The following is a 22,836-nucleotide window of genomic DNA, read 5'->3' as shown; positions in this document are numbered from 1 at the left end:
GTGGACCATGTCGACTGCATCGTCGCCGGCGCCGGCGTCATCGGCCTCGCGGTCGCGCGAGAGACGGCGCAGCGCGGCATGGACACCCTGATCCTCGAGGCCGAGAACGCCATCGGCACCGGGACCAGTTCGCGTAATTCCGAGGTCATCCATGCCGGCATCTACTATCCGGCCGGATCGCTGAAGGCCCGGCTCTGCGTGGCAGGCCGCGAAAAGCTCTACCGTTATTGCCAGGAGCGGGCGGTGCCGCATGCGCGCTGCGGCAAGCTCATCGTCGCCACGAATACCGAACAGGAGCCGGTGCTCGCTTCGATCGTGGCCAATGCCGCTGCTTGCGGCGCGGGCGATTTGACGCCCTTGACCGCAGCAGAGGCGCGCAGGCTGGAGCCCAAGCTGCGGTGCACGGCGGCGCTGCTGTCACCCGCTACCGGCATAATCGACAGCCATGCCCTGATGCTTGCGCTGCTGGGCGACGCCGAAGAGCACGGGGCAGCGCTCAGCCTCAACACCCGCATCGTCTCGGGCCGCATTGAAGGTGCTCGCATCGTGCTCGACACGGTCGACAGCACCAGCGGCGAGCACTTTGAAATCGCCACCACGCGCTTCATCAACGCCGCCGGGCTTGGCGCCGCGGCACTTGCCGGCTCGCTTGACGGGCTCGACCGGCAATTCGTGCCAAGACTTCGCTATGCCAAGGGCAATTATTTTTCGGTCGCCAGCCGGGCGCCGTTCTCGCGGCTGGTCTATCCCGTGCCCGAACCCGGCGGGCTCGGCGTCCATCTGACGCTCGACCTCGACGGCGTCGCCCGCTTCGGGCCTGACGTCGAATGGACCGATCAACTCGACTATCGCGTCGATCCAATGCGTGGCGAGCGCTTCTACGACGAGATCCGCAAATACTGGCCGGACCTGGCCGATGGCAGCCTGCAGCCGGCCTATAGCGGCATCCGGCCGAAGCTCTCCGGTCCCGGCGAAGCCAATGCCGACTTCCTCATCCAGGATGCGGCGGTGCATGGCGTGGAGGGCCTGGTCAATTTGTTCGGCATCGAGAGCCCCGGCCTGACCTCAAGCCTGGCGATCGCCGACCATGTCGCCCAGCGCCTCGCGCCAAACGCCAGCTAGCCGAGGCGACATCGGCGAGCCCGCGCGCTGCCAAAAGCATAATCCCAAACGTCCGTAAGCCATCCATAAGCCGGGATCGCAGAACCTCGGTCCGTCGATCACCGGGACTATCGATATGAAGATCCGTTTCGAAGCCGTACCGAACCCAAGTTGCCGGTTCGAGATCTGGGACAATGAGACCGGCGAGCCTGTCGTCCATCACGATCGGCTGCTGACTTTCGCCTCGGCGAAGTCGGCGGCAAGGATCGCCGACTTCCTCAACGACAGCCGCAGCCACCAGCGCCGCGCCGGCGCTGCCGAATGGCGCGTTGCGGATCGCGATCTCGGCTGGGGAGGATGATCGCCAGGCTGCTCCACCTGCGATCAGCATGCGGAGCTTCGCCGGCTCCCTTTCCAACCCCACCGACGGCCATCTCCATGTCGGACGGGAACCATAACCCGGCACGATGGTTGAGTGGTCACCAAGTGATCCTCCTCGAGCAAAACGGAAAACGGAAGGAATGATCATGCGCATGTTGACGACAATTGCCGCCCTTTCGGGGTTGGCCCTGGCGCAGCCGATCCACGCGCAATCCACCGACCCGCAGCTTCCCCAAATCGCACCCCCGGCGCCGGAAGTCCTGCCCGATCTAACCCTGCCTGGCCAAACGCCTGACCAGGCCCTGCCCGACCAAGCCCTGCCGGATCAAGGTTTCACCGACCAGAACTTTACTGGCATTGCCATCGTCGCCCTCGAGGATTTGCCGCCGGAACTCAAGACACAAGCCGAGGCCGTGATCACCCAGACCAGCGTTGAAGATCTGCTTACCCTGCAGAGCTCGATCGATGCGTCGCCGCAGGCAGCGACGGCGCTGGCGGCGAACGGGCTGGATTCCTCGCAGGTCGTCGCTGCCAACATCGATGGCGACGGCACGCTGACGCTGATCATCCAGACAACCACGTGATTGGCGGGCACGTGATTGGCGGGCACCTGATCGGTGGTCCGGGCGTGGCGGGCCGGAGCACTCGGGCTTCAGCCTGAAAACCCGGTACAGCGGAGCAGCGCCATGGTCGAAGCCGCAGTTCGCAACTTCACCCTCAACTTCGGGCCGCAGCATCCCTCTGCTCACGGCGTGCTGCGGCTGGTGCTGGAACTGGACGGCGAGGTCGTCGATCGCGCCGATCCCCATATCGGGCTGCTCCACCGCGGCACCGAAAAACTGATCGAGTACAAGAACTATCTGCAGGCCCTGCCCTATTTCGACCGGCTCGACTATGTCGCGCCGATGAACCAGGAGCATGCGTTCTGCCTCGCCGCCGAGAAGTTGTTGGAAATCTCGGTCCCGAAGCGAGGACAGCTCATCCGTGTTCTGTTTTGCGAAATCGGCCGGCTCTTGTCGCATCTCCTCAACGTCACGACACAGGCCATGGATATCGGCGCGCTGACGCCGCCGCTCTGGGGTTTTGCCGAGCGCGAGAAGCTGATGGTGTTTTACGAGCGCGCCTCCGGCGCCCGCATGCATGCGAATTATTTCAGGGTCGGCGGCGTGCACCAGGACCTGCCTCCGAAGCTGCTGGACGACATCTGGAATTTCTGCGATCCGTTCCTCAAGGTTTGCGGCAACCTCGACGAGTTGCTCACCGAAAACCGTATCTTCAAGCAGCGCAACGTCGATGTCGGCGCGATCGGCCTCGACGACGCCTGGGCCTGGGGCTTCTCCGGCGTGATGGTGCGCGGGTCGGGCGCGGCGTGGGACTTGCGCAAGGCACAGCCATATGAATGCTACCCCGAGATGGATTTCGACATTCCCGTCGGCAAGAACGGCGACTGTTACGACCGCTATCTCGTCCGCATGGAGGAAATGCGCCAGTCGGTGCGGATCATGAAGCAATGCCTGGAAAAACTGCGATCGCCCGAAGGCCAAGGGCCGGTGGCAATTCCGAACCACAAGATCACGCCGCCGCCGCGGGCGACGATGAAACGCTCGATGGAAGCGACCATCCACCATTTCAAGCTCTACACGGAGGGTATTCGCGTGCCCGCTGGAGAGGTCTATGCCGCCGTGGAGGCGCCGAAGGGCGAGTTCGGCGTCTACCTGGTTTCGAATGGCAGCAATACTCCCTATCGGTGCAAGATCCGCGCTCCGTCTTTTGCCCATCTGCAGGCGATGGATTTTCTATCGCGCGGGCACATGATCGCCGATGTCGCCGCGATTATCGGGTCGCTCGATATCGTGTTCGGCGAGATCGATCGCTGACGAGCGCGGGGTGTTTCAGATTTCGAGCAAGGCGTAGGGACGGCCGGTCGGCTTCGCCACGTGCATGGCGACGTTATACACCGGGGCGCCGCCCGGCGTGCGACCTTCATAGACGCCGCGATGCGCGTGGCCATGCACCACCGCGCTGACCTTGAACCGATCGATCGTCTCCGCCAGCCGCGACGAGCCCAGGAACGGAAAAATCTCCAATGGCTCGCCGGCGACCGTCTCGACCACGGGAGCGTAGTGCAGGACGACAAGCGTGCGCTCGGTGTGAACCTGCCGCATTGCGTTTTCGAGCCGCATCGATTCGCTGACGCTTTCGGCGACCATAGCCTTGATCGCCGGCTCGCCGAAGGAGCCGAGCATGCGTGATCCAAATCCGCCAACGAAACCCTTCACGCCGACAAAGCCGACCTCCTTGATTTCCGTCGATTGGCCGTCGAGGAGATGGACGCCTGCCTGCCGAACGATGTTGGCGACGTCTTCGACCGCGCCGGATTCATAGTCGTGGTTGCCGAGCACGGCGACAACTGGGATCGTGCAGGCGCGTAAATCCTCCGCGAGGATTTCGGCTTCGCGCGGTTTGCCGAGATTGGTGAGATCGCCAGTGAGCACGAGAACGTCTGCTTCGCGCGAAATTTCGCGGAAGAGGTCACGACAGGAGGCCTGGGCGTCTTCCTGCACGTGCAGGTCGCCAACAGCCGCAATCCTGATTGTGCGGCCTGTCTCGGTTGTTGCCATGGCAGCTTCGTTCCTCTCAGCCATCGCGAAATTCTCCTGTTCCGCCGACGCCGGCAAAGCCCCATTCCTTGACGTCGATCTCGTAGTCGGTCGGCGAAAGCAGGCGCCCGCGGCAGATCTTCATCCGGGGCGTAGGCAACTCCCTCTGCTTGGCGAGCCGGTCAAGCAATTCGTCGAGCAGCCAGGCGGGAATGTGATCGCGCTCGCTCGGATAGATCCATCGAAAATTCAGAAGCTGCATCAACAGCACCTCCCAGTGAACTTCGAGGTAGGAAAGCAGCCGGCGCCAATCGATCTGATCCTGCGCCTTGAGGATGGTATGAGCGATGTCGGCGCCGTCGTGGCGGCCTCTGTCCTGGATGAAGCATTTGGACCAGATAAGCTCGGTCGGACCTACGATCCGCACCTGACTGCCCAGCATCTCGATCTGCCGTGCATGCTCCAGCCACTCGTCGCCGACCGGCATGGTGCCGTTCGCCGATGCGAATATGACGTCAAAGAAATGCGTGCCCTTGAAGACCTTGCCGAGCCACCGGTCATCCAATATCTCGACCGCATAACCGGCCTGCTTGAAATGGGCGAGGATGCGGGCAAAGTCGCCGGCCTTGCAGAAAATGTCGAGGTCTTTGGTCTGGCGCGTGACGCCCGTATAGGCGCTCACCGCGTAGGTGCCGGCGACAAGAAAGGGGATGTCCGTCGCGGCGAGCTCGCGGATCGCCTCAGTATAAAAGACCTCGGCCTCGGCGTGTTGAAGGGTCGGCGCCGCTTTCGGATCGATCGTCGGAACGGATGCCGGGATGGCGCCTCCCGTTGGAGAATCGTTGGTCATGAAATCGTGGCTCCGAGGCCCAGCAACCTGCAGCTGTCCGTCTTTTAAACAAAGCCGCCGCCGCATGGTTCCGTTGCCGACATCATGCAAACCGACAGCTCTATCGGATGGCCAGGCAGCCCAATCCATTAAAAATGCGATGGCGGAGCCTTTTTCGCCGCTGGTGAGTTGAAGGTGTGAACAAACCAACTGCACGGAGGTGACCATGGAGGACGGGCGCAAGGCGGTACGCGTCAGACTGAGGGGAAGCGTGCAAGGCGTCTCGTTTCGCGTGTGGACACGGACCGAGGCCGAGAGGCTCGGTCTGTCCGGATGGGTTCGCAATGAGGAGGATGGATCCGTAACGGCACTGATCGTCGGAGCCGACGGCGCGGTTTCGACCATGTTGGACCGGTTCTGGAAAGGGCCGACCGGAGCGTCGGTCTCCAGCGTGACATCCCAAGACGTCGATGCCGGCCAGGAGCCGAACGGATTCAGGATCATCGGCTAGAAGTGTGTACCGGCTTGAGGAAAACCGATGCTCAACCGAAGGCCAAGCCTCCTTGCCTTGCGCGGGGAGCAAACGACAGCCAGCGGTTCCGCAACCAGGTCAAGGACAAGGCGCTTGCGGAGACAGCGGCTGTCATCGAGGATGACGATAGCTCGATCCTCATGGAAAGCCACGCCGCCATTGCGGAAGCGGTCAATCGCCGCGACACGGCGCCCGCCGACTGAAATCCGCGCATGCCTGTGGTATCGAGCCTATGGTTCGAGCTTCGCCGATGGCGGATCGCCGCCGAAACGGCCTATCCGCTCATCAACTACCACTGATGCGAGGCGTGGAAATCACTTCGCAGCCCCCATCACCCGAACATGCCGGCCCCCTAGCATAAATGCCGGCAGCGTCAATGCCCGTAGCGTCAGTGCATGAATATTCCTCGCAGCCAGGCGAAGAAACCAAACCTCTCGGACATTGCCGCACGGACGCGAGAGGCAGCCCACCGCGCTCGTATCGAGGCGCCGACATGGCAATGGCAGACGATTTCGTGCAGCTGCCAGTCGGTCAGCTCGAAGAAGCGCCTGGCTTCACCGTAGGTGTCATCTCGCAAGCCTTGCGCGCGAAAGATCGGGTCCTCGAAGGCAACCGTGAGAGGCGAGTCGTTGTAACGCATTTTCTCGCGTATCTCAGGGGACTTGTATTCGGTGCCCGTCAACGCTTCGAGACGTCGATCGGGATTTTTCTCCAGCAGTTTCGCCCAACGTTCGAGACGCTGGCTTCGAGTCGCTACGAGGTCTGTTGCTTCAGCGTGAACGTCGGCAACGGTATGCAGTTGGTCAAGTGTTTGGTGCTTCACGGCCGCCTCCTATTCAGCGGGTGAGTTCGTCCCACCCTGAAATGGAAATTATGGCGCTCCGCGACGCCGGCAAGGCCCTCATGCGCGGACCATTCGATCACTTTTCTGACGGCCCCGTCCGGCCACGAATGCCGATGCCTGCGGGATCATCGGAGGCTCGCGTCGGAACCATAGGCATGCGTGGTCGTTCTGCGTGCGTCAGCCCGAGCGAAAACCGATCGAAACGGGTGGCTTCAAAAATCCCAGCCGACCTCGGCGACCCGCCAGGCAGAGTGCGAGCGGAAGGAAATCACACCATGGCCATTCTTCCCACTCCCGAACCAACGCCCACTCCCGCGCCCACACCGCCGCCGTTTCCTGAACCGAAGCCGGTGCGTGAGCCGGACCCGGACAGGCTTCCCGACGAAGCTCCTGTCCCCAATCCGGATGAAAATGATGCGCCGCTGAAAATCGGCCCTAAAAATCCCGGCATTTGACGGAGCGGAGACGCTCGTTCCAGATCGGTCAGTCCCTCATGGATGCCGGATGGCATCGGCACGTTGCGCAGCCGAAATGCCCATCGTTGCAGGCATCAGATCGAGATCTGCGGCGAAGCCAACTCCGAGATCGCGCACGATAGCGGCGCGTGCGCTTGGGGTGCCATCAGCTCAAGGTTGGCGGGGCGACACGACAAACGACATCGTGAAGTTGTGCAGGTTGACTCGCTTGTGGGCTTGCTTAACTAGATCTCGGGGCCCAGCGCAAATTCACCACAGTCGGTATGATATCTCCTCGCATCCGAACGCTCGTCTTTCTTCTTGTTCTTTCCGTCGGCAGTTCGATCGTGTCCTCCTGCGTCGCCCCCGACACGTCGAACCTCCCGAAGGAAGACGCCACAACGGCGGCAGCCCGCAAGGAGATGGTCGGTCTCAGCGAGGCGGACGTTCGAATGTGCGCCGGCTTTCCGACTGCCACCGCTGATGCGGAGAGAGGCCAGATCTGGACCTATCAGCGTGCCGTCCAACGCGGCAATCTCAACGTCGTGATCCCAACTTTGGCCGTGGGCGCGATCCCGACGGTTGGAGGATCGCTCAATGTCGATCCTGGCGGCTATTGCAACACGCAAATCCGAATGGTCGATGGCCGTGTTGCCGAGGTTGCCTACGCCGGCGACAACAACACGCCGAATAACCGCGATGCGCTCTGTGTCAGCACGGTAGACGGCTGCGTGGCCTATGCCCGCCAGCGCCATCAAGTGAGGACAGGGGCTATATCCAGGTAATCGGGTTCCAGGTAATCGGGCTGGCTGGCGCAACCCAGGCCCTGCAGCATTCGTTCCTGTTTCAGGCAGACGTTCCATATCCGAACCGTCGCACAGAGACGACCGCCGCACTCCCCGCCGATCGGCCTCGCGAAAAGCCGGTCGGCCGGAACCATTCTTGGGGTCGGGAGTACAAGAGGTTGAAAGGACAGGGATGGCAGACGATGATCATCACCCGCAGGACATTCGTGAAGGCTGCCGCCGCTTCCGGCGCGGCTCTGGTGTTGCCGGCAGCCGCGCCCGGCGCACCGCCCGCGCCGGTGATGCGGGCCGTACCGTCCTCGGGAGAGATGCTTCCCGCTGTCGGACTGGGGACCTGGATCACCTTCAATGTCGGCGACGATCCGGTGCTGCGCGACGAGTGCGCAGAGGTGATGGCGGCCTTCTTCGCGGCAGGCGGCCGCATGATCGATTCCTCGCCGATGTACGGCTCCTCGCAGCCCGTGATCGGCTATGGCCTCGAAAAGCTCGGCCGGCCCGAAGCGCTGTTTTCCGCCGAGAAGGTCTGGACCTCCTCCGCCGCCGACGGACCCGCGCAGATCGAGCAGTCACGTCGCTTCTGGGGTGTGCCGCGCTTCGATCTCGTTCAGGTCCATAACCTCGTCGCCTGGGAGGCGCATCTCGAAACCCTGTTCGCAATGAAGGCGGACGGGCGGGTTCGCTATGTCGGCATCACGACGTCCGAAGGACGGCGGCACGATTTGTTCGAACAGATCATGCGCGCGCATCCGCTCGACTTCGTGCAGCTCACCTATAACGTCGTCGACCGTGAAGCGGAGGAACGGCTGCTGCCGCTGGCGGCCGAGCGCGGCATGGGTGTCATCGTCAACCGGCCGTTTCGGCAAGGCGCGCTGACGCGCCAGCTCCAAGGCGAGACGCTACCGGACTGGGCGGCCGAGATCGGTGCCAAGACCTGGGCGCAGTTGATACTGAAATTCATCGTTTCGCATCCCGCCGTCACCGTCGCCATCCCCGCCACCACCCGCGTCGACCACGCGCGCGAGAACCTGTTGGCGACGACCGGTCCCCTCCCCGACGCGGCCATGCGCGAGAGGATGGGGGCCTACGTCCGGGACCTCTAAGCAGGCTTTCGTGGGCTGGCCCACGAATGCCTGCTTGGATTCTGTTGTTTGTCGCAGCTTCTTGTCGCAAAACCGTGGGACACTTTTGCGGAACCTGCTTAGATGTTTGTCGCAGGTTCTTGTCGCAAAACCGTGGGACACTTTTGCGGAACCTGCTTAGATGTCGGAATGGTGGACCTACCGGCTGGAGGATTTCCTGCTCTTCTCGCCGCGCGTCTATTGGCGCATGTTCGAGTTGGCCAATGCCGCGTTCTGGCCGCTGCATCTCCTGACGCTCGCCGCCGGCCTCGCCATTGTCCTGCTCGTGCTTAGGCAGCCGCATCGCCATGGTCTGTGGATTGCGCTCGTCCTCGCCGCGCTCTTTGCCTTCGTCGGCTGGTCGTTCCTGTGGAGCCGCTATGCCGCGATCAACTGGGCGATCGCCTATGTCGCGCCAGCCTTCGGCCTGCAGGGCCTGCTGCTGACGTTCGGTGCCGCGCGCGGCGGCCTCGCCTTCGACCGGCGGGACCTCGCAGGGCGGCTCGGGCTGCTGATCGCGGTCGTTGGCCTCGTCGTTTATCCCCTCCTGCCGCCGCTCTTCGGGCGGCCATGGGCGAGCGCCGAGGTCTTCGGCATCGCGCCGGACCCAACGGCGATTGCAGCGCTCGGCGTCCTGCTTGCCGCGAGCGGCGGGCTTGTGCCGCTGCTGTTGGCGATCCCGCTGCTGTGGCTGCTGCTCAGCGGCCTGACGCTCCATGCCATGGGCGATCCACAAGCCTGGCTGCCGCTTCTGGCAGCGGCCACCATTTTCGCTGCCTTGACCCTGCGCCGCATCGCCCGGTGATGCCGGCACGATCGAGAAAATCAGCCGGCTACGGCCAAAGCTGCGCCGGTCGTTCGGGGCTTTGCCGAGCGGCGGCGCAATTGTGATCAGCGAGCTTCTCGTCAATGACGAAAAGACCGGACCGGCGCCGGCGGCGCTGATGAGCCTCAACATGCTGATCGAGACGGAAGGGCGAAACTACACGCCGGCCGAATACTCGGCGTGGCTCGAGGAAGCCGGATTCCGGCACATCGAGACGGTCTGGTTCGACGCACCCGGCGCGAACGGCGCCGTGATCGGCCGCAAACCATAAGGCGCAAAGCGCAGTGGAATAGGCGCCCCGCAGTTCAACCCTGCCGACAATGATGATGGAGACCGAAATGGCTCACACGCAGTATCGCGTCGATCGTCCACGTCTGCTTGGACTTGTGCTGAAAACCACAGCAACCGCAATCGCGGCTCTCAAGACCTGGCAACGGACCGTCTCAAGACGTCGGGCGATCGCTGATATGACCCCCGATCGGTTGAGGGACATCGGTCATGCCGAGGCACCCGCGCCTGTGCTTGAGATCAAGGCAGGTCTGGTCACGAACCTGATATCGATGAGGTAAGCGAGTTCGGCCGTCATCGCAGGTCCTGCCAGGCAGCGGCCGTCATGCATTTTTCTTCTTCTCACAGGGTCAGGCAACCGGGCGCTTCGCCAGCAGCAGCCCACATCCAAGCATGATCATGGCACCGCCTGAGCCTTCACGAAGACGGCGAACGAGATTCGCACGCGACGCCGCGCCGTCGCGAAGTCTTCCGGCTGCAAACGCCACGACAATATCGGCGAGCGTGTTAAGGGCAACCGAGATGGCGCCGAGGATCAGGAACTGCAGAACGACGTGATCCGACGATGTGTCGACAAACTGGGGAATGAAGGCGAGGAAGAATGCGGCCGTCTTCGGGTTCATCACTTCCACAAGAACGCCATCCCTGAAGGCCCGCATCGTGCCGACGGGCGGCTCCGAATGACCCAACGACTTGTAGTCGAGCCTGGCATGGCGAATGGTTCGGTATCCCATCCAGACCAGATAGAGCGCGCCGACCACCTTGAGTGCCGTGAACAATTCGGCGCTTGCCAGCACGATCGCCGAGACGCCAAGGCTGCCGGCTACGACATGAAACAGCCCGCCGAGACCATTGCCAAGGCTCGAAGCGATTCCTTCCGAGCGACCGCCGGAAAGGGTTCGGGCGGCGACATAGAAGATCCCCGGACCCGGAGTAATCGCCAGCAGGAATGCCGTGAACAGGTAGACGGTGAAGGCGTTGGAATCCAGCATGGAAATGTCCTGATGAAGACTGTCTATCGAGGTTGCATACAAACTGTGGAACCAGCGGAGAAAACCGCATCGAGATGGTCGAGAGCGGCGGCGACGCGCTGCCTTGCCTGGTGCTTCAGCGGGAGGACGGGGCGTGGCGGATCGACGTCGCAGAGGTTCAGAAGGCTGGCGACGACATACATCACCCTAAAACTGCCGAATTCCTTGAACAGCGCCCAAAGCGGTCCGAAGGCGGCGTCAAGTCGCTCGACGGTCGCGGCGTCCCCGGCTTGCGCCGCTCGCGTCAGGGCCAGGGCCGGTGACGGCAGAAGTCCGGCGACGACGGAATACCAGGCGTCGCTCCCGGCGAGCAGCGCAGGCGCGCCGCCCCAGTCGCCGCTGTAGCCGATCCTGAATGCCGACCCGGTCGCAGATCGGAGGGAGGCGAGTTCGGACGCGAAGTCACCACCGGAAGGCAAAGGCATCTTCACGGCTTCGATGTTCGCCACCTTCGACAAGCGGGAAATGAGGTCCAGGCTGAAGGTGAACCTGGTCGTGCCGGGATTGTTGTAGATGCAAAGCGGGAGCTGCCCCGCGTCGGCGACTGCGGTGAAGTGTTCGAAGACCTCGTCGTCGACGAGCGGCGTATAGGAAACCGGAGCGAGAAGCAGGCCGTCGGCGCCCGCAGCCTTCGCGTCACCGGCAAGGTCCACGGCATCGCTGGTCCGGATCGCTCCGACGCCGACGATAACCGGGATTTTGCCGCCGACCGTGTCCATTGCCGTTTCGACCGCGCGTCGACGCTCTTGTCGCGTGAGGAAAGCGTAGGCGCCGGTACTGCCGAGCAGTCCGATGGAGTCCGCTCTCGCCTCCTCGATGTTCTTCAGAAGGCGCGCGAGGGCGGCGGTGTCGAGCCTGCCGGAAGCGTCCGCCGGGGTGATCGGGAATGCTGAAAGGCCTTGGAAGAGTGACATGAAGAAACTTTCAGATGCGGGTCAGGAGAAGTTTTAGCCCGGCAAATCCGAAGAATACCGCCAGCGTGCCTTCGATCCAGCGCCGCGCCCGCCGATACAGGGCGATCATGGGAGCGGTCGAAAAGACGATCGCGTAGCCACAGAAGATGGTGACGCTCAGCACCGCGCAGCCTGCGAGGATCACGAGAACCGTATGCGACGACGACCCAGGGCCGAGTCCCAGCGTCATCAGCGCGATCCATGCCAGGATCGATTTCGGATTGGTGAGATGCATTAGCAGTCCGCGCTTGTAGAGAGTGGCCGCCGTCGCCTTCCGTTCGTTGCTCGGGCGAAGCTGATCCTTGTCTGAAGAAAGCGCAGCCTTGCCCGCTTTGAAGGCGAGATAGAGAAGATACAGGCCTCCGAGCACCTGCAGGACCACGAGTGCCTGCGCGTATCGGCTGAGGATCGCCGAGACACCTGTCGCCGCCATCAGGCCCCAAAAGATCGAGCCGCTGACGACGCCAGACGCGATTGCCAGTGCGGCTCCGCGGCCGTCGTTCATGGCGACAGCCATGATGCGCATATTGCTCGGGCCGGGACTGCCGGCAGCGATGACGTAGGCGGTAAAGACGATGATGAATTGGTCGGCCAGCATTTTACTTCTCGGGAGGTGCAAACTGGCGTCATCAATACCCGCACAACTGGCCCTGGCCTAGAACCAGTTTTGAATAAAAAGCTCTGGTCCAGTTGCCCTCAGGCCTTTGCCTGACTGAGTTTTCCCGGTAATGCCTGGATCAACGAAACGTCTTCATTTGGGTAATCGCGATGGTCCAGTCCCGCAAGCAGAATTCGTCGTCGGGAAATTCGTCGTCGTCGGGATTGGGCGCGCGCGGGATCTATGAGAACCTGCGGGAACAGATCGTGGCGCAGGTGTACGGCCGCGGAGACCTGCTTCCGTCGGCTCGTGCGCTGGCGGTCGAGCTTGGCGTCTCACGAACGACTGTGACGTCCGCTTACGAACAGCTCGCCGCCGAGGGGTTTGTGGTCATTCGACATGGCGCCCGGCCACGGGTGGCCATCAAGATCACGCACAGCGAGCCGGGAGACCTCGTTCATACAGCCGCAGAGCCACACAGCCTCTCCGCTTTCGGAGAAAGGCTTCGATCCCGAGCCATCCCGATGCGGGTTGCGTCGGAGAAGCTCGTCGCCGACTTCCGCTACGGCGACATGTCGGCCTCTGACTTCCCGACCCTTGCCTGGCGAAAGGCCATGAACGACGCTGCGCTGGGACGGCCGCCCAAGCTGTCCTATGGCGATCCCTGTGGCTTGATCCGCCTGCGTAGCGCCCTGCAGGGCTATCTATGGCGAGCGCGCAGCATCCGGTGCGAGGTGGGCGAGATCGTCGTCGTCAACGGCTCTCAGCAGGGACTGGATCTCTGCGCCCGCCTGCTTCTCGATGAGGGCGACGGCTTCGCCATCGAAGAGCCCTGCTACCCGATGGCACGGAGCGTCTTCGAGATGACAGGAGCCATCGCCGCCCCGGTGGAGGTCGACGCCGAAGGCATCAGGGCGGACTTGTTGGCGGATGTTGGCGCGCGGCTGGCTTACGTCACGCCTTCACATCAGTTTCCCCTGGGAAGCGTAATGTCGATGGGTCGACGCCAGCAACTGCTAGGATGGGCGAAAGAGAACAGGGCCTACATCGTTGAGGACGACTACGACAGCGAATATCGATTCGACATGAACCCGATACCGCCGCTTCGCGCGCTGGGAGGCGCGTCGAACGTCATCTATATCGGTACGGTTTCGAAGACACTGTCGCCGTTGCTGCGGATCGGCTACGTCGTCGTTCCGCGTGAGTTGCAGGAGGTTTTTGCCCATGCCAAGCGCCTGACGGACAGGCATGCCCCCAGCCTCGAACAGGAGGCGCTCGCGACCCTGGTGGAATCCGGCGCCTACGAAGGCCATGTGCGCAAGGCCCGGCGTCAAAATGCCCGCCGACGTGCAGCGCTGCTCGACGCTCTGCAGGCTGAATTCCGCAATCTCGTTCGGGTCGAAGGCGCGCAGGCCGGTCTGCACGTCGTCGTCTGGTTCCGCGACATGCCGCCCTCTATGGCGGCATCATTCATCGAGAAAGCCGCCTCGCTCGGAATCGGCATCCACTCCATTTCGCCTCATTATTTCGATCAGACATTGGATCGGAGGTGCCTCGGCCTGGTGATGGGATACGCAAGTCTTACCGAAAGCCAAATCCACAGAGGACTAAAGCTCCTTCGACGCGCTTACGAGGATGCAATAAGCTGCTGCGACGTGAGCGTTGCGGTCAGGTAGGCCAGTGGATCGACACCATTAAGCTTGCAGGTTTCGACGAGCGCGGCGATGGTGGCCCAGTTTTTTGTTCCAGTGTCGTGCCCCGCAAACAGCGCGTTTTTCCGGTTGAGTTCTATTGGCCGGGCCGCTATCCCGATGCCGACGGCAAGCCTGTCGACCACACTCTCAACCGGCCAGGTGCTTTCGCCGGAGCTCGACGACTACCGCAATATTCCCTGCCGCATCATCGCCTCAGGCGGGACGCACAAACGTGCCATTCTTGTAGCTGTGGCGCGGGCCGGGTTGGCGACGGTCGTCGTAACGGATGCTGACAGCGCAAAAGCCATGCTTGAGCGCCGCTAGTGGTAGAAATCTGGCGCTTGGTACCCGATACGGATTACCTGTTCCGACCCTAAGCGGAAGCTCGGTCGCCCCCAGCTGAATTCACGCCCATGACCCAACCCTGACCTTCCCTCGGGCAGACGGGAAGGTCAGGACAGGGCGGAACCTTGCCGTTTTGAAGCGGTCGGCGGGAAGGAGCAAAGGTGCGCCAATAGCGGACATAGCCGGATAGCCTCAATCGTAGAGGCCGGGCGCGCCCCCTGGCAACCGACGATCAGCTAATCATTTCAATATCGGGCAGTCTCCAACTCTTGTCGAGGATCGCTTTCTCGGGGCCATACACCCGGAACCACGGGAACCACTTCTCGCCCGGTTTGGTGTACAGCCAATTTGCCTCCTGACCCGTGGGCGGCGCCGGGCCAAAGTAGATATCCACGGTACCGTCAGTGTTCTTCCGCAATTCCGTGTCGAGCGACCCGAGGGTGAGGCGCTCGGCGTTGAGAAAGAAGCTCGACGTTTTCAGGCTGTAGACGGTTGCGGACCAGAATTCGCGCACGGGCACATTCGCCGGAACGTGAAGTCGGTAGGCTTTCTGGCCTTCCAGCGGCTTGCCGCTGTGGTCATGAAAGGTTCCGAAATAGAAACTGCCGGTGCCCAGCTTTTCCGTTGGACAGAAATACTGCGACAGAGCAATGCCGCGCGCATCCACACCAAAATAATCCGGCATCTCCCACTTGAAACCAGTCGGCACGGTAATTGGTGGAGTAGGAACGCACCAACGACTATCAGGCCACCACGGAGTGGTGTCCGTCGCGGCCTTATCCATCAACCAGGCGAGCGCCTCCGCAGCCGCTGTTTTCAACAGCGTTACGGTCGCGGCGTCGGGTTTGAACTCTTTACCCCTCTCGATGCCGAGCGGCAGGAGCATACCCATCATTTCGCGGTCGCGGGGTTGCACCGGTTCTTCGTTCAGCACGCGGGCGAGACTGGCGAAGAAGGTTTCGTCATACTTGATGAGACCGTTGTACAGGACGTCCGTCATGTCGAGAAAACGCTGCGCGGGCGGGTTGGCGGCCTTGGACAAGGGGTAAATCTTCACCTGCTGTACAAGTCCATCGCCCGCCTTCACATCCTTTTCAGAGAGGGACGCGAGGATGGATCGCAGCAGCGTCATTGTATTGTAGGTCGCCGGACGCACCGCGATGTAACCGTCCGGCACGTCACCTTTGTAGTCGGGTGGCAGCACCAAATATTTGCCGCCCTTGCCCTCGAAGCCGATGTCCGTGAGCGGTACATACCAAGCATCCTCGATGGTGCCGTAGAAGCTGGCTCCAGGCACAGCCGGAGGCAGTTCCACCACGACTGGCCCGTCCTGCCGGGTGTTTATGAAGAAATACATATAGCGCGTGTTGACGTTGGGTGTGGGCGACTGGTTCTTCCAGCCACCGCCTTTGGGCCACCAGACAATGTCGTTGTAGTTTGCCTTACCATCGCGGAAGGCGGCTTGCTTCACGGTGTCTTCGCCGACAAGCGGAAGACCCCAGATCACGGCATCGACGGCGCGGCGATATACGGTCCTTTTCGCCAATTCCTCGGGCGTGAGCCGATCAGCGCTGTTGGCTATCTCCCGCCCTTCACCGCCAGCAACACCGCCATTCTGTTGTGCTTGCGCCAGCCTGCCCATCGAAGTGCCAGCAAGCAAGGTAACGCTGCCAATCGTTGCCTGTCGGCGATTTAGTCTCCTCAATCCTCCAACCTTATGGCCAGCCGGGTCGACGCTGCCGGTGATCCCGGCGCCTAGGCCCAGCCCGGCAGTGGGCTCTTTCGACAGGTTACTGCCGAAGATAATTGTCTGCCAATTGCACTTAGGGGAAGTGTCCGGATTGGGGTCAACTTGAGTCGTCCGAGCTCTCGGCGTCGAATGTCTGAAGGGTCCCCGACTGCTGCCGTTCATCGGGGGATGCCTCGAACTTCCGCAGATGGCGCTACCTGCTCGTTCCAGTCGACGAGACGAATGGCAACATTCCACCCTGAGCGGCCCTACGGCTCCGGTACCAAGTGTCAGATTTTGACCACTAGGCTGGGCATCGCAAGGTGGTGATCTGTCCCTAGAGCGCTTTGCGTTTTCGTGGACCCAAAACCGCGCTCTAACTCCTTGTTTTACGCATTTTGTCGGACGCCAAACGAAGACGTTTGGCTGCAAAATGCTCTAGAACCACCGCCGTTCAGGCTCGGAGCTCTTTGCAATCACAATTCCCAAGAGAACACCGAGCACGCCGCCAAGCATCATCGCCGAAGAGATTGTGCCTGGATTCTGCTGGACGGTTTCAGTCACGGTGTGTGCCTGGCTACGCAATTGCCGGGCTGCGCGTGAGGCCCGTTCGGCGGCGCTCTCGTACCAGCCCTGTGCCTCTTCTGCGCGGTCGGAAAGGGTCCGATTTATTTTGGTGATTTCGCGACGAAGCTCGGCGATCTGTTTCCTCATCGCCTCCTGGGCGTCGTTTGCCGCCTTTGAGGCGCCAGCGGTGTTAGCGGTTTCGGCCATTGGATCTCTCCTTCTAATATCAGAGACAGGGGAACGGTCGCGGACGCGCAGGGTTCCGCAGCGTTGATGCGTTATCAAGCATTCCGCTGCATGCGCGTGTGGCGTGCAATGATGCTTTCCTCGTCGGTCGCGACGACGCGTATTTCGACCTTGCTGTCAGGTCGGCCTATGATCTCGGCATGGGCGGCGTTGGATGGCTCGTCGATCGCCACGCCAAGCCAACGAAGCCTTTCGCATATTGCCATGCGGACCGGCGCCGAGTGCTCGCCAATGCCGGCGGTGAACACGAGGCATTCGAGGCCGCCCAACGTGTTGGCGAGCGCGGCAGCTTCCCTTGCGGCCCTGAAAGCAAAAAGGTCTACCGCTTCGCGGGCGTGGGGGTCGTCGCTTGCTTCCAACGCGCGCATGTCGCCCGAGATGCCGGATATTCCGAGCAGCCCGGATTCTTCATAAAGCATGTGCTGCAGAGCGTCCCCCGCGATGCCTCGTTCCAGCACGAAGTACAAAAGCACGCCCGGATCGATGGCGCCGCAACGCGTGCCCATGACCAGGCCATCGAGTGCGGAAAAGCCCATTGTCGTATCGACGCTTCTCCCGTCGCGCATGGCGCACAGGCTCGCTCCGTTGCCGAGATGGGCGACGATCGTCCGCTTCGCTGCAAGCGCGGGCGATATCTCCTTGAGCCGCCCGGCGATATATTCGTAGGAAAGACCGTGAAACCCGTAGCGGCGGATCCCTTCCGCATCGTATTTGCGCGGCAGTGCGAAGCGGCTGACGATCGGATCGATCGTCTGATGGAAGGCTGTGTCGAAGCATCCGACCTGCGGCAGATCCGGCCGCAGCGCGGCAAGTGTCCGGATCGGCGCGAGACTGCGAGGCTGGTGCAGCGGAGCAAGCGGCGTCAGCCTGTCCAAGCCCTCGATCACGGCAGGCGTCAGACGGACGGGTTCGACGAACTCGCGCCCGCCATGCACGATGCGATGGCCGGCGGCGATTAGTTTCCTGCCGCCAAGTTCGCTCTCGATCCAGTCGAGCAACGTGTCGATGCCCGCGTTGCGCGCGTCTCCGGCAAGCGGCCGATCACACTGCACTGTTCCATCGGCCGCTTTCGCGCTGAGCCTCGGCGCATCGCCCAGATCCAGCTTGCCACGCGAGACAAGTTGCAGTTCCGCGGAGGGTTCAAGGTCGTATAGTCCGAACTTGATGCTGGAGGAGCCGGCGTTCAGTGCAAGAATTGCGTGTCGCATCAATCGCCAGCCTTCGTCGCGCTGTTCTCCGGCCAGTTCCACTCCTGAACCTCGGGCATGTCTTCGCCGTACTCGCGGACATAGGCCCTATGTTCCACAAGCTTCGCTTGAAGTTCGGCAGCAAGGCCTTTCGCACGTTCGGCGAGCCCAGGTACGTGTTTGATCGCGGCGAGCGCCAGGTGAAAACGGTCAAGTTCATTGAGTACGACCATGTCGAACGGCGTCGTGGTGGTGCCTTCTTCGCGAAAACCATGCACATGCATGTTGTCATGGTTGGCGCGTCGGTAGGTCAGGCGGTGGATGAGGTAGGGATAGCCGTGATAGGCGAAGATGACTGGCCTGGTTTTCGTGAACAGTGCGTCGAAATCCTCATCAGCGAGACCATGCGGATGCTTTGAATTCGACTGCAGCGTCATCAGGTCGACCACGTTGACGACGCGAACCTTCAGGTCCGGAAGCGCCGAACGCAAAATGTCGGTGGCAGCGAGCGTCTCCAGTGTGGGCACGTCGCCGGCGCAGGCCATGACCACATCCGGGTCCTCGCCCTTCGCAACCGTCCCGGCCCATTCCCAGGCCCCCGCCCCCGCCCTGCAGTGCGCTTCTGCGTCTTCGACGGACAGCCATTGCGGCGCTGGCTGCTTGCCGGCGGTGATCACGTTGATGCGGTTGTAGGTTTTCAGGCAATGCTCGGTGATCCACAGCAGCGTGTTGGCATCCGGCGGGAAATAGAGCCTGACCGTATCGGCCTTCTTGTTGGCGACGAAATCGGCAAAGCCCGGATCCTGGTGGCTGAAGCCGTTGTGATCCTGCCGCCAGACATGCGAGGTCAGCAGGTAATTGAGTGAGGCGATCGGCTTGCGCCAGGCAAGCTCGCGGGATGTCTTCAGCCATTTCGCATGCTGGTTGACCATGGAATCGACGATGTGGATGAACGCCTCGTAGCATGAGAACAGGCCATGGCGGCCGGTCAGCAGGTAGCCCTCCAGCCAACCCTGGCAAAGATGCTCGCTGAGCACTTCCATGACGCGGCCGTCACGGGAGAGGTGGACGTCATAGGGCTCGATCCGCTGCATCCAGACCCGGTTCGTGACCTCGAAGACGTCGTCAAGGCGGTTGGAGGATGTCTCATCCGGCCCCATCAGCCGGAAATTCCTGGCATCCGCATTCAGGCGCATGACGTCGCGGAGATAGCTTCCGAGAATCCGCGTCGCCTCGGCCTTGGCGCCACCCGGACGCGGCACATCGAGCGCCAGGCTTCTCCAATCGGGAAGCACGAGGTCGCGCTTCAGCAATCCGCCATTGGCATAGGGGGTTGAGCCCATGCGCTTGGGCCTGGTTGGCGCAAGCGCCGCCAGCTCTGGAAGCAGACGCCCGCTGTTGTCGAACAGCTTTTCCGGTTCGTAGCTCCGCATCCAGTCTTCGAGGATCTTGCGGTGTCCCGCGTTGCTGCGGGCGTTCGACACCGGCACTTGATGCGAGCGCCAGAAATCCTCGACCTTCTTGCCATCGACCTCCTTCGGCCCGGTCCACCCCTTCGGGCTGCGCAGCACGATCATCGGCCACAGCGGACGCTCTCCTTGCCAGAACGGCGTACGGGCGCGCGTCTGGATCGAGCGGATTCTGTCGAGCACGGTGTCCAGCTTGGTGGCCATCAACCGATGCATGGGAACCGGCTCGTGACCTTCGACGAAAAAAGGTTCGTAGCCATAGCCGGCGAACAGGGCTCGCAATTCCAAGTCATCCATGCGGGCAAGGATCGTCGGGTTGGCGATCTTGTAGCCGTTGAGATGCAGGATCGGCAGCACGGCGCCGTCGGATGCCGGGTTGAGGAACTTGTTGGAGTGCCATGCCGCCGCGAGCGGGCCGGTTTCCGCTTCGCCGTCGCCGACGACGCAGGCGACTACCAGATCGGGATTGTCGAAGGCCGCGCCGAAGGCATGGACCAGCGCATATCCCAGTTCTCCGCCTTCATGGATCGAGCCGGGCGTTTCCGGAGCAGCGTGGCTCGGCACTCCGCCGGGGAAGGAGAATTGCCGAAAAAGTTTCCTCAACCCGTCTTCGCCCTGGCCGATTTCGGGATAGATTTCGCTGTAGCTGCCCTCGAGCCAGGTGTTTGCGACCATCGCCGGACCGCCATGACCCGGGCCGCAGATAAACAGAACGTCGAGACCGCGTTGACGGATGACGCGGTTCAGGTGGACGTAGATGAAGTTGAGGCCAGGCGTCGTGCCCCAATGGCCGAGCAGCCGCGGCTTGACGTGTTCGGCCTTCAGCGGCTCGCGCAGCAGCGGATTGTCCATCAGATAGATCTGGCCAACCGAAATGTAGTTCGCGGCCCGCCAATAACGGTCCATGAGATCGACCTGATAAAGGCCTGTTGTGGTCGCAGCTTTTTGAGCCTCGTCGTTCATCGAAACGTCTCCAGAATGCGTTCGCCCGTCGATATCTGGAGTGACATCGCCCTGGAGAAAGGATTTTTACGGAAAATAAGTTCGGCTGGAGCCGCCGTTGCGCCGCCACTCGCTCTTTTGCAGGAACCTGGAAGCTCGCCAGCGGTTAAGGAGACTAGCCGCCGGACATGAGTTGCCGAGGCCGAGCGCATAGCCGAGGAGCCGTCGGGCACGATTAGGGGACAATCGGGGGGCTGTCAGCTCGCAAGAGGAGCAAAAAGATGCTCGATCTTTCCCACGCACGCAACAGAATGGTCGAAGTCCATCTCAGCCGCCGTGGCATCCATGGCCGCGAGGTGCTGAACGCGATGCGTGAGGTTCCGCGCGAAGCTTTCGTCGCTCCCGGTTTTGAAGAATTCGCCTACGAGGACGGTCCGTTGCCGATCGCCGAGGGTCAAACGATATCGCAGCCCTACATCGTCGCCTTGATGATCGAGATGGCGGAAATCGGACCGGGCGACCATGTCCTGGAGGTTGGCACCGGTTCGGGCTACGCGGCTGCCGTGTTGAGCCGGATCGTCGAACGCGTCTACACGATCGAGCGCCACGCCGGGTTGGCCGAAACGGCGAGACAGCGGTTCCAAGAGCTTGGCTATGACAATATCGAAGTCCGCACCGGCGATGGCACCAAAGGCTGGCCCGACGCGGCGCCCTTCGACGCCATTCTGGTCGCCGCCGGCGGACCCGGTGCGCCGCTTGCGCTTCAGGAACAGCTCGACGTCGGCGGCAGGCTCGTCATCCCGGTCGGCGACGAGCCGCATGATCAGCGCCTTCTCAAGGTCACTCGAACCGGCGCTGCAACTTACAGCGAGGAGGATTTCGGCGGCGTGCGGTTTGTCCCGCTCATCGGCGAGCAGGGCTGGCCCGAGAGCGGCAACCGTATCGCGAATGATCGTCCGTCCGGACGCGCACGCACGCGCAGCCTGCCGGAGATGATCGCGGCGGCGGCCGAACCGCTGCCGGACTTCGACGATCCGGCATTCGGCAAATTGTTCGACCGGTTTGGCGACCGGCGCGTCGTGCTGCTCGGTGAAGCGAGCCACGGCACGTCGGAGTTCTACCGGGCCCGCGCCGCGATCACCCGCAGGCTCATCGAGAAGCACGGCTTCACCATCGTCGCAGTCGAGGCCGACTGGCCTGATGCAGCGGCGATCGATCGCTACGTCCGCCATCGGCCGCCACGCGCCAACGCCGATCCGCCGTTCCAGCGGTTTCCCACCTGGATGTGGCGCAACAGCGACGTTGCGGCGTTCGTCGACTGGATGCGACATCACAATGAGCGCATCAGGCTATCGTCCCGGCTGGCCGGGTTCTATGGCCTCGACATTTACAATATGAGCGGATCGATCGCCGCGGTTCTGCAATATCTCGACCGGGTCGATCCGCAGGCAGCAAAGATCGCGCGTGAACGCTATGGCTGCCTGACGCCTTGGCAACATGAACCATCCACCTACGGCCGTGTCGCGCTCACCTCCGGCTACGAGAAATGCGAGCAGGCCGTGTTCGAACAATGCCGCGAACTGCTTGCCAGGCAGCTCGACTATGCCCAGCAGGACGGCATCGATTTCCTGGACGCCACCCAGAATGCCCGGCTGATCGCTTCCGCGGAACGCTACTACCGGATCATGTATTATGGCGGCGCGCAGTCCTGGAATTTACGCGACACCCATATGTTCGAGACGCTCGAGCATCTGCTGGAAGCTCGCGGGCCGAACGCCAAGGCGGTCGTGTGGGCGCATAATTCCCATATCGGCGACGCACGCTACACCGAAATGGGGATTGTCAGGGACGAAGTAAATATCGGCCAGTTCTGCCGCCAACGCTTCGGCGACGAGGCAGCCTTGATCGGGCTCAGCACGCATTCCGGGACAGTCGCCGCGGCCTCCGACTGGGACAGCGAGATGGAGATCAAGCGGGTGCGGCCTTCCCACAACGACAGCTACGAACGGCTTTGCCATGATAGCGGCGTCTCGCGTTTCCTGCTCGACATCAAACGCGACGATACGCTTCGCCAGCGGCTTCTGGAGCGTCGGCTGGAGCGCTTCATCGGCGTGATCTATCGGCCGGAAACCGAACTGCGCAGCCATTACGCGGGTGCCTCTCTTTCCCAGCAGTTTGACGCGTTCGTCTGGTTTGACGAAACCGTCGCGGTGACGCCGCTTGGGCCGGAGCATGTCGGAACCGGCGTTCCCGACACCTATCCGTTCGGGCTTTAGCCGCCTCGTAGACAAGGTC

General features: G+C 62.1%; 23 protein-coding genes and 2 pseudogenes. 14 read left to right on the top strand and 11 right to left on the bottom strand.

Going from position 1 to position 22,836, the window contains the following annotated elements; all coding sequences use genetic code 11:
* The 4 genes from BQ8794_RS05450 to BQ8794_RS05435 all read left to right on the top strand — a co-directional run bounded on the left by BQ8794_RS05450 (position 1) and on the right by BQ8794_RS05435 (position 3,359).
* A complete protein-coding gene (locus BQ8794_RS05450) occupies positions 1-1,122 on the top strand; it encodes an NAD(P)/FAD-dependent oxidoreductase (protein ID WP_077374116.1) in 1,122 nt (373 codons plus the stop codon).
* A 115-nt stretch (positions 1,123-1,237) separates the two neighbouring features.
* Positions 1,238-1,462, top strand: a complete 225-nt coding sequence (locus BQ8794_RS05445) for a hypothetical protein (RefSeq protein WP_077374113.1) — start codon at positions 1,238-1,240, stop codon at positions 1,460-1,462.
* Between the two features lie 160 nt (positions 1,463-1,622).
* Entirely contained in the window at positions 1,623-2,066 is a 444-nt protein-coding gene (locus BQ8794_RS05440; protein WP_244554866.1) for a hypothetical protein, read from the top strand.
* Positions 2,067-2,168: 102 nt separating this feature from the next.
* Complete coding sequence (locus BQ8794_RS05435) at positions 2,169-3,359, top strand: NADH-quinone oxidoreductase subunit D (protein ID WP_077374110.1); 1,191 nt, start codon at positions 2,169-2,171, stop codon at positions 3,357-3,359.
* Between the two features lie 15 nt (positions 3,360-3,374).
* On the opposite strand, the gene BQ8794_RS05430 is transcribed toward BQ8794_RS05435, so the two are convergent.
* Together BQ8794_RS05430 and BQ8794_RS05425 are read right to left on the bottom strand one after the other, a co-directional pair.
* On the bottom strand, positions 3,375-4,127 hold the full coding sequence (locus BQ8794_RS05430; protein ID WP_077374107.1) for a metallophosphoesterase family protein: 753 nt from the start codon (positions 4,125-4,127) through the stop codon (positions 3,375-3,377).
* A complete protein-coding gene (locus BQ8794_RS05425) occupies positions 4,120-4,932 on the bottom strand; it encodes a nucleotidyltransferase family protein (RefSeq protein ID WP_077374104.1) in 813 nt (270 codons plus the stop codon). The genes BQ8794_RS05430 and BQ8794_RS05425 overlap by 8 nt, the downstream gene beginning before the upstream one ends.
* 205 nt (positions 4,933-5,137) lie before the next feature.
* Here BQ8794_RS05425 and BQ8794_RS05420 point away from each other — a divergent pair, with 205 nt between their 5' ends.
* Positions 5,138-5,422 carry an acylphosphatase gene (locus BQ8794_RS05420; RefSeq protein ID WP_077374101.1) on the top strand — a complete coding sequence of 95 codons (285 nt, stop codon included), beginning with the start codon at positions 5,138-5,140 and terminating at the stop codon, positions 5,420-5,422.
* 14 nt (positions 5,423-5,436) lie between these two features.
* Positions 5,437-5,646, top strand: a complete 210-nt coding sequence (locus BQ8794_RS05415) for a hypothetical protein (protein WP_077374098.1) — start codon at positions 5,437-5,439, stop codon at positions 5,644-5,646.
* A gap of 185 nt (positions 5,647-5,831) precedes the next feature.
* Here the strand turns inward: BQ8794_RS05415 and BQ8794_RS05410 are convergent, their stop codons facing one another.
* Positions 5,832-6,266, bottom strand: a complete 435-nt coding sequence (locus BQ8794_RS05410; RefSeq protein ID WP_077374095.1) for a hypothetical protein — start codon at positions 6,264-6,266, stop codon at positions 5,832-5,834.
* Between the two features lie 296 nt (positions 6,267-6,562).
* Between BQ8794_RS05410 and BQ8794_RS05405 the strand changes: the two genes are divergently transcribed.
* The 5 genes from BQ8794_RS05405 (at position 6,563) to BQ8794_RS05385 (ending at position 9,763) form a co-directional block, all read left to right on the top strand.
* Positions 6,563-6,742, top strand: coding sequence for a hypothetical protein (locus BQ8794_RS05405; RefSeq protein ID WP_077374092.1), 180 nt, complete (start codon positions 6,563-6,565; stop codon positions 6,740-6,742).
* 347 nt (positions 6,743-7,089) lie between these two features.
* Entirely contained in the window at positions 7,090-7,527 is a 438-nt protein-coding gene (locus BQ8794_RS05400) for a hypothetical protein (protein ID WP_244554865.1), read from the top strand.
* 203 nt (positions 7,528-7,730) lie between these two features.
* Entirely contained in the window at positions 7,731-8,648 is a 918-nt protein-coding gene (locus BQ8794_RS05395; RefSeq protein WP_077374085.1) for an aldo/keto reductase, read from the top strand.
* A 160-nt stretch (positions 8,649-8,808) separates the two neighbouring features.
* The gene (locus BQ8794_RS05390; protein ID WP_077374083.1) at positions 8,809-9,471 is read left to right on the top strand and encodes a DUF6064 family protein; all 663 of its coding nucleotides are present in this window, start codon (positions 8,809-8,811) and stop codon (positions 9,469-9,471) included.
* A gap of 10 nt (positions 9,472-9,481) precedes the next feature.
* On the top strand, positions 9,482-9,763 hold the full coding sequence (locus BQ8794_RS05385) for a methyltransferase (protein ID WP_342187582.1): 282 nt from the start codon (positions 9,482-9,484) through the stop codon (positions 9,761-9,763).
* Between the two features lie 367 nt (positions 9,764-10,130).
* On the opposite strand, the gene BQ8794_RS05375 is transcribed toward BQ8794_RS05385, so the two are convergent.
* From BQ8794_RS05375 to BQ8794_RS05365, 3 genes are read right to left on the bottom strand one after another with little or no spacing between them, the layout of a single operon-like run.
* Positions 10,131-10,772, bottom strand: coding sequence for a LysE family translocator (locus BQ8794_RS05375; RefSeq protein ID WP_077374080.1), 642 nt, complete (start codon positions 10,770-10,772; stop codon positions 10,131-10,133).
* 23 nt (positions 10,773-10,795) lie between these two features.
* On the bottom strand, positions 10,796-11,725 hold the full coding sequence (locus BQ8794_RS05370; protein WP_077374077.1) for a dihydrodipicolinate synthase family protein: 930 nt from the start codon (positions 11,723-11,725) through the stop codon (positions 10,796-10,798).
* 10 nt (positions 11,726-11,735) lie between these two features.
* A complete protein-coding gene (locus BQ8794_RS05365) occupies positions 11,736-12,362 on the bottom strand; it encodes a LysE family translocator (protein WP_077374074.1) in 627 nt (208 codons plus the stop codon).
* A 224-nt stretch (positions 12,363-12,586) separates the two neighbouring features.
* Between BQ8794_RS05365 and pdxR the strand changes: the two genes are divergently transcribed.
* Positions 12,587-14,038, top strand: coding sequence for a MocR-like pyridoxine biosynthesis transcription factor PdxR (gene pdxR / locus BQ8794_RS05360; protein ID WP_342187550.1), 1,452 nt, complete (start codon positions 12,587-12,589; stop codon positions 14,036-14,038).
* Here pdxR and BQ8794_RS05355 read toward each other — a convergent pair.
* Positions 13,990-14,160: pseudogene (locus BQ8794_RS05355) on the bottom strand (transposase domain-containing protein); the annotation flags it as partial. The gene pdxR and the pseudogene BQ8794_RS05355 overlap by 49 nt on opposite strands.
* Here BQ8794_RS05355 and BQ8794_RS05350 point away from each other — a divergent pair.
* Positions 14,161-14,380, top strand: a pseudogene (locus tag BQ8794_RS05350) (sugar-binding domain-containing protein); the annotation flags it as partial. It abuts the pseudogene before it with no gap.
* 253 nt (positions 14,381-14,633) lie between these two features.
* Here the strand turns inward: BQ8794_RS05350 and BQ8794_RS05345 are convergent.
* The 4 genes from BQ8794_RS05345 to BQ8794_RS05330 all read right to left on the bottom strand — a co-directional run bounded on the left by BQ8794_RS05345 (position 14,634) and on the right by BQ8794_RS05330 (position 20,562).
* A complete protein-coding gene (locus BQ8794_RS05345) occupies positions 14,634-16,043 on the bottom strand; it encodes a DUF1254 domain-containing protein (protein ID WP_167378639.1) in 1,410 nt (469 codons plus the stop codon).
* Between the two features lie 525 nt (positions 16,044-16,568).
* Positions 16,569-16,904: a hypothetical protein gene (locus tag BQ8794_RS05340; protein ID WP_077374066.1), complete on the bottom strand. Its 336-nt coding sequence runs from the start codon at positions 16,902-16,904 to the stop codon at positions 16,569-16,571.
* Positions 16,905-16,978: 74 nt separating this feature from the next.
* Entirely contained in the window at positions 16,979-18,151 is a 1,173-nt protein-coding gene (locus BQ8794_RS05335) for an acetate/propionate family kinase (RefSeq protein WP_167378638.1), read from the bottom strand.
* Positions 18,151-20,562, bottom strand: a complete 2,412-nt coding sequence (locus BQ8794_RS05330) for a phosphoketolase family protein (RefSeq protein WP_077374063.1) — start codon at positions 20,560-20,562, stop codon at positions 18,151-18,153. Before BQ8794_RS05330 ends, BQ8794_RS05335 begins: the two co-directional genes overlap by 1 nt.
* 260 nt (positions 20,563-20,822) lie before the next feature.
* On the opposite strand from BQ8794_RS05330, the gene BQ8794_RS05325 reads away from it, so the two are divergent.
* Complete coding sequence (locus tag BQ8794_RS05325; RefSeq protein ID WP_077374060.1) at positions 20,823-22,817, top strand: protein-L-isoaspartate(D-aspartate) O-methyltransferase; 1,995 nt, start codon at positions 20,823-20,825, stop codon at positions 22,815-22,817.
* The last annotated feature ends 19 nt before the right edge of the window (positions 22,818-22,836 follow it).

This window comes from Mesorhizobium prunaredense, assembly GCF_900156895.1.
Taxonomy (GTDB): Bacteria; Pseudomonadota; Alphaproteobacteria; order Rhizobiales; family Rhizobiaceae; genus Mesorhizobium; species Mesorhizobium prunaredense.
The sequence above is the reverse complement of the archived record's forward strand: the minus strand, read 5'-3'. Positions and strand labels throughout refer to the sequence as shown.